Source organism: Pedobacter namyangjuensis, from assembly GCF_003313325.1.
Classification (GTDB): Bacteria; Bacteroidota; Bacteroidia; order Sphingobacteriales; family Sphingobacteriaceae; genus Pedobacter; species Pedobacter namyangjuensis.
On the sequence record NZ_QMHQ01000002.1, the window covers coordinates 24,412 to 34,865 of the forward strand.

Consider the following 10,454-nt stretch of genomic DNA (forward strand, 5'->3'; position numbering starts at 1 on the left):
AACTACGGCGATTAATTTAGTTGCATTGCAGAATAAAATTATATTTACGGTTTAAAGAATAACCTTTTCTATAGGATATTAGCACAATTTTTAAAAATCTACCTTAAAATGGGCGATATACTACCTAGTTTATTTACAGCCGCTATCGTTAGTGCAGGCATTGGCCTTTTCTATTTCTTTTTACTAAATGCCCACGGTTTTACTAGGGTTAAATACAAATACGTTTTTCTGAGCATATTCGTATTATTAATTTGTTTAAGCTTTTTTGGTTTCCAGGCGGTAGGTTTTACAGCATTTACACTTGGTATCGGTGTATTTGTATTAGCAATTGCTTTATTTGCCAGAGGGATGGCAAATTCTTTAAAAGAATCATCCTCTAAACTTTTCGAAGAGAAAAATAAAAAAGTTGAAACCCAGAAAATTAACGATACCAATATTGCTAGTTATGTTGGTGTAGTATTTCATTTAGTGGTTATTATCCTAATTTCATTATCCATATTTACTTATAGCAATGATGTAATTTTAGATGAAAGTAGAATGGAACGTTTAATTGGCGACGCCTTTTTTCAATTTTATAGTACAATTATGTTAATGTTGCTCGGCTTATTCAATCCTTTTGTAAGCCCGTCCGAAAGATTAATGGGATTTGCAGAGCGTATTGACAGAGTCCAATATCCAAAATGGTATAAATTATTAAGTGACAAAAGAAACTGGGTAACCGCTAAAGCAATAATTTGCATTTTGATAATAGCGTATTTTGTAAACGATGGTTTATTTAATTTTCCAAGTTGGGACGGTGGTAACTTACTGATGAATGGCTATTTGATTTTAATTGGTTTTTATGTTTTTTTGAATTTGATGCAGTTGATAAGAACTCCGGATTTGTTCTTTAAGAGAAACTGGTTCCGTTTAACATTGTTGTTTAAATCGGCATATTTAAGCATATTTCTAGGCGCAATACTTGTTTTTAGCACCTTGTTTTTTTCGTCTATTTTGGGTTTTAATCCAGATAACCTGAAAGTTAGCTCAGAAGCGATTTTGTTTTTAGGCTTTAACATTTTAATGTGTTACAACGAATATCGCCTTGCCAGAGCTTAAAAAATAAGTTACGCAGAGCAAGTAAAATATCGCCTGCAAACAAACAGCCTGTAGGGATGTTGTTAAACTATCTTAAAGCATTATAATTATGGAACAAGATAAAAAAAGCGAAGCGCTAGTTGTTATTCGCGACAGCCCGGAAGTAGGAGAAAAAATCATTTTTGATATCGTTATTAAAGAAAAATTGGTACATGTTATTGTACGCAGAGATACGCAAATCTATTACATAAACGTAGATGGCGAGGATTTGGGAAGTTTTACCAAAGACAACGATGGAACAATAGAACGCTATGGTCAGCCACGTGGCGCAGCTGATGATTTTGAAGATTATTTTAAGCCCATTGAAGCTAAACTTGAAGAAATGGGCAAGTAACCAAGAATTAAGGCGTATAGGGCTTTATAATAACTAATCTGTCGCCTGTTGTATCTACTTCAAAAAACTTAGGGATGCGTACGAAACGACCGTTAACATTTTTGTGGCTGTGCAAAGACATTAAGTGTTTGCCATCAAAAGTTTTAAATAGCATGCCGTGACCGAAGTTAGGAGGTGTAATAGGCTCTTTTTCGTGTATCCAAGGCCCGTCTAAAGTTCCGCTTTGAGAGTAGGCAACGCCTTGTGTGTAAACATCGTAAATCCAACTTGTCCAAATCATACCAAGTTTGCCAGTTCCTGTGGTAAATAAATATGGTCCGTCTGTTACTTGATGCGGTTTAACCTCGCCATCCTTTCCTTTTTCTTTGCTCCAAGGAGAATCACTAGCTCTGAATAAAATTTTACTTTTTCCAAGGCTTCCACTCAAATCCGGTTTAAGTTCTATTTTCTCCATAGTTCCATTACCGTTTTGCAACCATTCGTGGCAGAAAATCATATAGGGTTTGTTATCTTTATCTATCCAGAATGTCCCATCAAGTGTTGGCATAGTTGCCGGTAAATAAACAGGGTCTTTCATTGGTAAATATGGTCCATCGGGTTTATCGCTTATCAATACATGAGAGGCTCTACGCTCAATTGGGATGTTGTTTACAGTATCTATTTTTACAGCTTCATTAGTAAAAGTTGCGAAGTAATAATATTTGTTTTTGAATTGGTGGATTTCTGCAGCCCAAATCATTGGTTTTGCACCCATCCAAGAATTTGGATCTGTTTTAGAGATATCAAAAGGTCCCTCCCAAAATTTCAGATCTTTACTTTTCCAGAGCTTACCGCTGGTGCCGGTCATGTAATAGGTTTTACTTTTCTCATCAGCCAAAATAAATGGATCGCTGAGTCGTATAGAATCTAGCGGTATGTTCTTTTTAACAACGCTTGTAATTTTCTGTTGTGCTGAAGCCAGGTTTGGTATCATCAGCGTTAGCATAAAAACAAAAACTAAATTCTTCATATTATATGGTTAACATCTTTTGGCTAAAATGGTAATTTGTAATTTAAATAATGGGAGTAAACCATTTTAGGTTAAAATAATACTAGTTTCTGCTAATTTAATATCATCAGACTCTCGTAATTATCTAAAAATTGGCGTTACGAAAATTTGCTGAAAACTGTTAGATATGGAACGGAAACCCACAGATATTTAAACTTAGTTTTTTAGCTAACTACTTTTTATATTTTTGAATCATTATACATTCCGCTAAACATGCCCAGATTAATAAACTTTAATAACATTAAGCTGATATCATTTTTATTAGTTGTACTGCTTTTCTCTTGCAAAAATAAGAAGCAAGCTGATAAAGAACAGTATGCGCCAAAAGCTGATGTTAAAAAAGATTATATCGCTTTTTTAATTTCTTTAGATACACTGCCAGTATCCGAAGTAAAAAGAGCAATTATTAAGGAAGATAGTTTATTAAATTATAAGCAAAAACAGCAGGCTAATCCATTTTCTTTTTATTTTAAAGCTCGAAAATTCCTTATCGAAAAAAAAAGAGACAGTGCGCTGCAGATGTACGAAAAAATGGATGCCAAAAATAAGGGCGATGTTTTTTTACTGAAGGAATATAGCATTTTAGATCAGCGTATAAATAACGGAGTAGTAGTAGAGGCTGATTTGATGAACGAAATACAAGCGGGATTACAATTGGCCGAAAAATCAAACAGTAAATTAACGCATCGTTATTACGATTTATTGGCGAAGGCTTTTTATCAGAATCACAACGAAAAAGCTTCGTCAGCTTACGTAGAAAAGTATTTTAAAGCGCATCCATATTTTTGGCATCCGGTAATAAAACAACGTTACTACGATATCTCTTTTTTGCTAGCCTCAAGAGCAGATAACTATAAAAAAATGGCCGAGTACAATTTAAAGGCTCGAAATTTCGCGTTAGGCATAAAAGATAGTATGGCAATTGCGAGAACGTATGATAATGAAGCGCAGATTTATGCTAGGCAATTGGAATTTGGTAAAGCGGTAGAATCTAGCAGAAAGCACTTTAATTATCTAAAAAAGACAAATAGTCTAAATGATATCGCCTATAATAATATGGCCACTAGTTTTATAAGGAATAAGCAACCAGATTCGGCTGTATTTTATTATAAACAAGCTATCGCGATAAATAAAAAGCAAGATCCAGATAAACCACAGTATATCTATCAAAAAGGGCTTATAGATGCTTACAGTATGTTAGGTGATTATAAAAGTGCCCTAGACGCGTCTGATTTGGCGTTTAAGAACGAAATTAAAAGCATAAAGCAAATTGAAGCAGTGAAGGTTGCAGAAATCCAGGAAAAGTATGAAGCCGAAAAAAAAGATCGTAGCATTTCAGAGCTTTTAAATAGAAACGAACTTAACGAAAAAGTTATAGCCCAACAGCGTTATACATTAGGTTTGGCAACGTTAGTGTTTTTAGCAACCCTTTTATTCTTTTACGTTTTTTACAGACAGCGGCAATTGAAGCAAAAAAACAGTTTACTTCAGTCAGAAAATAAGCGACTAAACATTGAACAAAAGTTGCTACAAGTGCAGTTAAATCCACATTTTATATTTAATTCTATTGCAAATTTACAAAGCTTATTTGCTACTGGTAATGCTAAGGAAACAGTAAAATATCTAACCGTTTTTTCTGGCTTGTTACGTAACGTGTTAGAGCAAAACAGAAAAGATTTTATTACGCTCGAAGAAGAAGTTGCGTCGCTAGATAATTACTTACAATTGCAACAGATGCGTTTTATGGGGCTTTTTGACTACGAGATAGTAGTAGCCGATGACATCTATCAATCTGGCATCATTATTCCGCCTATGCTTATACAGCCATTTGTTGAAAACGCGATAGAACATGGCTTTAGAAATATAGCCTATAAAGGCAAACTAACCATCTCTTTTAATGTTAAGGATGGGCAAATGGTTATTTTGGTAGACGACAATGGCATTGGTTTAAAGGAAAAGACCGGAAACGAAACGAAAAAACAATCGCTGGCTAGAATAATTTTGAAAGAACGATTAGACTTGCTTTTTAATGCAAACGGGCAAGAGGCAAAGTTTGATGTTATAGACAAAAAACAAAATAACGAACATGGCGTAACGGTTAATATTGTAATGCCAGAACTTAAGGATTAATAATAAAGCTAAAATAATATGAAACTTTATATTTTAGAAGACGAAACACTAATAATGCAACACCTATTGCAGGTGGTAAAAACTATTTCTTTTGTAGAAGTTGTAGGAACATCGGCAGAAGTTGCGCAAGCTTTAACTGAAATTCCAGCGTTGAAACCAGATTTGGTGTTGGCAGATATTAGGCTGAAAGACGGTGATAGCTTTCAGCTGTTTCATGAAATAGGAACTGAAGATTTTCAGGTTATATTTTTAACAGCTTACGATCAGTACGCTATACAAGCCCTAAATATGGGTGCTTTTGCTTATTTGCTTAAACCGATTGATGAAGTAGCATTGGTGTCGGCAATTCAAAAATGCTATCAGCATAAAGAAGAAGAATTGCTTAACAAGCAACAGCTTTCTATAGCTAGAGATCATTATTTAGATAAAGGTATAGCGCACAATAAACGCATTGCTTTAAAAAGTATGGAGTTTATAGAAATTGTACCCATTGAAGACATTGTTTATTGTAAAAGCGATAAAGGTTACACCACTTTTTACTTAAACAACAAAACCGAAATTGTGGTTTCTAAAGGCTTAAAAGATTATGAGTTATTACTTACTCCATTTGGTTATTTAAGATGTCATCAATCGTTTTTAGTTAATTTTCAATATGTTAAAAAATACTTTAGAGAAGGTTTTTTACAAGTATTGGATAAAGAAATGATTCCGGTTTCTAGTAGGAGGAAGGAAGAAGTAATGCGTTATTTAGAAAATATTGCCTAAAACTGATTTCGAAAAATAGAAACTCACAAGCGAATAATCGTTTAACTAAAACGAATAAATGTTTATGCATGTACTTGCCGGCAAAATGCAGTAATATTAGAAAGTTTAACCAATCATCTACCCATGAAAAACGTGTTAATTATTGCATTAGCTTTAATTTCTGCTGCTTTAGGTTCTTGCAGTGCGAATAATCCGGGCACCATTAAAAATTACTATGCTGAAGCCGAAATTTTAACGCCTGAGTTTAAAAATAAAGAGTTAAATAAACACATTGAGTATTTTGAAAGTCTGTATAATGAACTAGGTATGGCAGTTAGCAGTGCAGATAAAGCTTCTGTTCCGGATCTCAGCAAATCTTTCTCCAACTGGATTTTAAAAACCATCGATTTTAAGCAGAATTTATCAGCACAAGACCAGAAAAAATTAGAAGATTATTTGCAAAAAGCTAATGAAGCTTGGAATAAGCAAAAAAAACTATTGTAAAAGATTAAACGCATGAAAAGGTTACAAGCTATTTGTTTAGTGCTTTTATTGGTAAAGTTTAGTGTTGCTCAAACTATGGATGACAAACTGAAATTTAAAGAAATAAGTGGTTGTTACGGTAGTACAACAGAAGGGATTTGTTTGTTTGAAGATGGTAGATTTCTTTTGTATGGTTACGCAACTGCAGTTTTTGGTAAATATTCTTTTGAAAAAGATTACATGAAGTTTGTACCTGATGTACCTCCTTTTTTTGAAGTTTACGGCACTGCTAACAAAAATATTGGAGATAACACAAGAACAAATTTTAAGGGCTTTGATCGTGGTGGCAATACTTTTATAAAATTTGGCGATAACGATATTACTCGGGTTTTTAATACTGATGCTAACTGTTTTGATTCGCCTTTTGTTTATCAAACAACAAAGTTGAAGGGGAAAACGATTCTGTCAAGTTATTTGGAAGGTAATTTTCCATCTCCTGGTAAAATAGGTTTTTCTTGGGAGTATGAACTGCCTAAAACTTTTAATGATTTTATCTTTATTTATAACGCTCCAAGCAGGTACGAAGAGGAGTTTGAAGCTATAATAGAACAAACTAAAGAAGGAGATATTTTACGCACATCTAACTATGCTAGAGAAAATGGTTTTGCTAAGAGAGCTGTGGATCCAGAAGATAAAAGTTGGGCGGAAATTTTAAGCTTCAAAAAGCAATACGATAGTAATAAAGCTACCAAAGCGGATGTGATTTACGCAAACAAGCATTACAGTGCATTTCCAGCGCCAAACGAAGATCACATTTTTGATGATAGGGCAAATCAATTTGTTAGTAAAATGGCTAATGAAAACGAAGCATATTATCTTAATAATCAATATAACGATGGCCTTTACTTGCGTAAATATGTTAAGATCGATCCAAAATTTAAAACCGCTTTTAATCCGAATTCGGTAAAAATATCTCCAACTACTATTTTTTATACTGTTTGCGGAGAAGGTTCTGAAAATTCTTACCACTACAATGGCTACACTAAAATAGAAAACGATAAAATATCTACTGTAGAGGTTGCTCCGATGCTACAAACCATTCCGAATGTTGTAGTTGACAAGCCCGTGAAAAATATGTTAAACGATGGTTTTTATCTAACAAAAGATGGTATAGTTTCATCGGTTCCTTTATTTAAGCAAAGCGATATTAAATCGATAACTGACACCAAAGTTAAAGGCGAATTGAGCATTATGTTAACAGATTCGGGGATGGGCAAGTTAAAACAACGTGATGCAACATCGGCTAATAAAATTCTTCTTATGCTTGATGGAAAAAGGATTGCAGAAGCAAATTTTAAAATCACAGACAAATCCATACAGTTCTCCGGCAATTTTACCGTTGAGGAAATACAGCTAATTATAAATCAACTAAAAAAATAATAGTAAAATCGATATAATTTTTGTAAGCTGTAAAAAAGATAAAATTGTAGTTACCTTCGTGCTCCAAAAACAGCGCAATTAATGCATGCGAGTATTTGTAAAGTTGATGTTATTAAAAACGAGCACTCATAAATAAAGCAAATGAAAGATCAAATTATACAGTTATTAGCAGACTTAAAATCAGATACAGTTAAATTTAGTGATGTTATTGCATTTATAGAACAACACTACGAACATACGCCAACAGCTTTTAAAAATGGCGAAGCATTTAATGAAAGTACCCAAAATCAAGGTAGTGCGAAAGTTTTTTCATTTGCCCAGATGAACGAGTTAGGTGAAGAAGATACATTATCATTGTTTGCCGAACATTATGCTACAGTAAAAGCATCTCCAGACGGCCTAGATCACCAAAATATCAGACAGTTTATGGTTAACGGATGGTCGGGAATAGCTTTTGAGAGGCAAGCGCTAAAGAAAAAGTAGCATTACTTATTTTCGCCGAACTTTTTCTTTAGGTCTCGCATTAGTTTTTTTACTACTGCGGTACCAGAGTTAAACCCGTTGGTACCATTCGGACTAGACTTATAAGTATTCGATTCCCAGGTTGTGTTACCTTTTTTATCGATTATCTTAGCTATTAACTGATAGGACGTGCCACCCCATGAAGTTAACGTTATGCCTTTAGAGGTATTGGATGTTAAATTGATTTTAAAATCTGCTTGTGCTTCAGTATTTACAACACTCCAATAAGCCCATTCGCCAATTTTCGCTTTTAGCTCTTCCGTTATTTTTATAGCATTATCGTTTTTTGAAGGATTCTCGATGTAAATTTTGGAGCCTTTTTCTTGTGCATTAATGTCTGAGAAAAAAACAGTGAGTAGTAGTAAAGAGAATAAATATTTCATAAAGCTTTTTTAATTAGTCGATCAAATTTTAGCGTTACTTATTAACCTTAACAATAACATGTACTAGTTTGTTCGATTTGATTTTTGTGAAACATTAACTGCATTTTTGATGTTTTTTTTAAAAAGAACGTATGAAAAAGGAAAAAATAACGATAAAAGGCATTTGGCAAGTATTAAAAAATTCATTTACCGGTTTTGGCGACCATAAAGTAACCAAACTTAGCGGTTCTTTGGCTTATTACACGGTTTTTTCAATGGCTCCTTTGCTTGTTGTTATTATTTCGCTTTGCGGATTATTTTTTGAACAAGAAGCTATAAACGGAAAAATATACGGCGAACTTGCCGGTTTTATGGGAAGAGAAACAGCTTTGCAATTAGAAGATTTAGTTAAAAAAGCTGCCCTTGGCGATAAAAGTACAGTTGCGTTTATTATAGGTGTAGTAACCTTGTTAATAGGTTCTACAACCGTTTTTGCAGATATACAAGATTCTATAAATACGATTTGGGGATTAAAGCCGAAACCAAAAAGAGGCTGGCTAAAAATGTTGCAGAACAGGTTTTTATCATTTTCGGTAATTATCAGTTTGGCATTTTTGCTTTTAGTCTCGCTTAGCGTAACCGCAGTTTTAGACGGTTTCAGCGCCCGTTTGCAAGCACGTTTCTCTGAAGTTTCGGTAGTGGTAATTTACATCATTAATCAAATCGTTACGCTAGCCGTTATCTCGCTAATTTTCGGCGTAATATTTAAAGTTTTACCAGATGCCATAATAAAATGGAGAGACGTTGTTTTAGGTGCAGTTGTAACAGCCTTACTATTTATGTTGGGTAAATTTGGTATTTCATTTTACATCGGTCAAAGTGATGTTGGAAGTACCTACGGCGCTGCAGGCTCTTTGATTATATTGCTTTTGTGGACTTATTATTCATCTATAATATTATATTTTGGTGCCGAATTTACGAAGGCTTATGCAATTGCCTACGGTTCAGAAATTCATCCGGCCCATTACGCTGTTACAACAAGAGAGGTAGAGGTAGAAACAGGTCAGCAATCTATTCAAACAAATGAGGCTGCTAAAAAAGACGGATAACCTTTTTTAGCAGCCTCAGGGTTGCAATTCTATTGACGATGTGTTTTGTATAAGTTATAGCAAGTTTAACTTGCCAAATGATGCTCAATTCTCACTACAAAATCATTCAAATCAAATGGTTTGTTAATATAATCTTCAGCATCGCAATCGTTCTTAACCTTACTTAACTGGTTTCCTGCAGACATCATCATTATCGGAATTTGGTAGGTTTTAACACTATGTTTAAGTTGATTGCAAATTTCTACGCCACTGCCATCTGGTAGCATAACATCTAAAATTACCATATCAGGTTTTTGCATCGCCATTTGTTGCCAAAAACTATTTTTACTAGGGCAACTTTTCACATCGTATTGTTCTTCTACCAATAAAAACTCAATCATGTCTCTAATGGCTGCATTGTCTTCTACTACATATATGCACTTTTTCATAGCTTTATGTATTGATGTATAACCATAACGCTGATAGTGCTTTAGCAGTTCAAAATAATTTTCAACTTTAGCAGAGTTATCAACTTTTTTAAAAGCAGTTAAATAAAAAAAGGCATGGAGATAAATAATCCATGCCTTCTGTTTTACTTTAAAAATATTTTATTTTTTTGTCGATTTTTTCGGCTTTGCCTGTTTTGCACTTTCAATTGTTACCGTTTTAACTTCTACCGCTTCGCTACTTTCAGTCGTCGGTGCGGAAGTTTCTTTTATAGTAAATTTTGATATTTTTTGCGCTAATTTATCAGCTGTTTTTTTAACGTCTTTATTGATTTTTTTGGTATCGAAACCTAATTCTACCAACTGGCTGGTTATACTTGTAAATAGTGTGGCCGAAATAGCTTTTCGGTTTTCCTTTTTTAATGATTTATTCTTTTTGGATTTACTCATGATTTATTTTTTACAATGAAACGAAAAAATCAGTCGCAATTCAAATTATCATTTTGTTAATGATTAACACTAACTTAACATAGATTTAGCTTTGAATTTTCTCTTTTAAGTAGCGGATCCTGAAGCAACAATTAACTAAATATTAAATTTTATTCTTTAACTGCAATTTCTTTTCAGACTCATTAAAAATTGGTACTTTTAAACCTCTAATCATTTTTTAGCTAATCAGTGTTTTTTAAGCAACGTATCTCCCTTGTAAAAAACAACAAA

The 10,454-nt window shown here is 33.6% G+C and carries 12 protein-coding genes; 8 read left to right on the forward strand and 4 right to left on the reverse strand.

Annotated features, from left to right (window positions below; all coding sequences use genetic code 11):
- Positions 1 to 108 precede the first annotated feature (108 nt).
- The gene (locus DUT69_RS07290) at positions 109 to 1,098 is read left to right on the forward strand and encodes a hypothetical protein (protein ID WP_113652580.1); all 990 of its coding nucleotides are present in this window, start codon (positions 109 to 111) and stop codon (positions 1,096 to 1,098) included.
- Between the two features lie 88 nt (positions 1,099 to 1,186).
- Positions 1,187 to 1,471 (forward strand): hypothetical protein, encoded by a 285-nt coding sequence (locus DUT69_RS07295; RefSeq protein ID WP_113652581.1) that lies wholly within the window; start codon positions 1,187 to 1,189, stop codon positions 1,469 to 1,471.
- 7 nt (positions 1,472 to 1,478) lie between these two features.
- Here the strand turns inward: DUT69_RS07295 and DUT69_RS07300 are convergent, their stop codons facing one another.
- Complete coding sequence (locus DUT69_RS07300) at positions 1,479 to 2,480, reverse strand: glycoside hydrolase family 43 protein (protein WP_113652582.1); 1,002 nt, start codon at positions 2,478 to 2,480, stop codon at positions 1,479 to 1,481.
- Positions 2,481 to 2,732: 252 nt separating this feature from the next.
- Between DUT69_RS07300 and DUT69_RS07305 the strand changes: the two genes are divergently transcribed.
- The 5 genes from DUT69_RS07305 to DUT69_RS07325 all read left to right on the forward strand — a co-directional run bounded on the left by DUT69_RS07305 (position 2,733) and on the right by DUT69_RS07325 (position 7,799).
- Positions 2,733 to 4,649, forward strand: coding sequence for a histidine kinase (locus tag DUT69_RS07305; protein ID WP_113652583.1), 1,917 nt, complete (start codon positions 2,733 to 2,735; stop codon positions 4,647 to 4,649).
- An 18-nt stretch (positions 4,650 to 4,667) separates the two neighbouring features.
- Entirely contained in the window at positions 4,668 to 5,414 is a 747-nt protein-coding gene (locus tag DUT69_RS07310) for a LytR/AlgR family response regulator transcription factor (protein ID WP_113652584.1), read from the forward strand.
- Positions 5,415 to 5,537: 123 nt separating this feature from the next.
- Positions 5,538 to 5,897 carry a hypothetical protein gene (locus DUT69_RS07315; RefSeq protein ID WP_113652585.1) on the forward strand — a complete coding sequence of 120 codons (360 nt, stop codon included), beginning with the start codon at positions 5,538 to 5,540 and terminating at the stop codon, positions 5,895 to 5,897.
- A gap of 12 nt (positions 5,898 to 5,909) precedes the next feature.
- Complete coding sequence (locus DUT69_RS07320) at positions 5,910 to 7,316, forward strand: hypothetical protein (RefSeq protein ID WP_113652586.1); 1,407 nt, start codon at positions 5,910 to 5,912, stop codon at positions 7,314 to 7,316.
- 141 nt (positions 7,317 to 7,457) lie between these two features.
- Positions 7,458 to 7,799: a HopJ type III effector protein gene (locus tag DUT69_RS07325; RefSeq protein WP_113652587.1), complete on the forward strand. Its 342-nt coding sequence runs from the start codon at positions 7,458 to 7,460 to the stop codon at positions 7,797 to 7,799.
- A gap of 2 nt (positions 7,800 to 7,801) precedes the next feature.
- Here DUT69_RS07325 and DUT69_RS07330 read toward each other — a convergent pair whose 3' ends face one another.
- A complete protein-coding gene (locus DUT69_RS07330; RefSeq protein WP_113652588.1) occupies positions 7,802 to 8,221 on the reverse strand; it encodes a hypothetical protein in 420 nt (139 codons plus the stop codon).
- A 131-nt stretch (positions 8,222 to 8,352) separates the two neighbouring features.
- Here DUT69_RS07330 and DUT69_RS07335 point away from each other — a divergent pair, with 131 nt between their 5' ends.
- Positions 8,353 to 9,309, forward strand: coding sequence for a YihY/virulence factor BrkB family protein (locus DUT69_RS07335; RefSeq protein ID WP_113652589.1), 957 nt, complete (start codon positions 8,353 to 8,355; stop codon positions 9,307 to 9,309).
- Positions 9,310 to 9,374: 65 nt separating this feature from the next.
- On the opposite strand, the gene DUT69_RS07340 is transcribed toward DUT69_RS07335, so the two are convergent.
- The gene (locus DUT69_RS07340; RefSeq protein WP_113652590.1) at positions 9,375 to 9,737 is read right to left on the reverse strand and encodes a response regulator transcription factor; all 363 of its coding nucleotides are present in this window, start codon (positions 9,735 to 9,737) and stop codon (positions 9,375 to 9,377) included.
- A 159-nt stretch (positions 9,738 to 9,896) separates the two neighbouring features.
- Positions 9,897 to 10,184: a hypothetical protein gene (locus DUT69_RS07345; RefSeq protein ID WP_113652591.1), complete on the reverse strand. Its 288-nt coding sequence runs from the start codon at positions 10,182 to 10,184 to the stop codon at positions 9,897 to 9,899.
- Positions 10,185 to 10,454 lie beyond the last annotated feature (270 nt).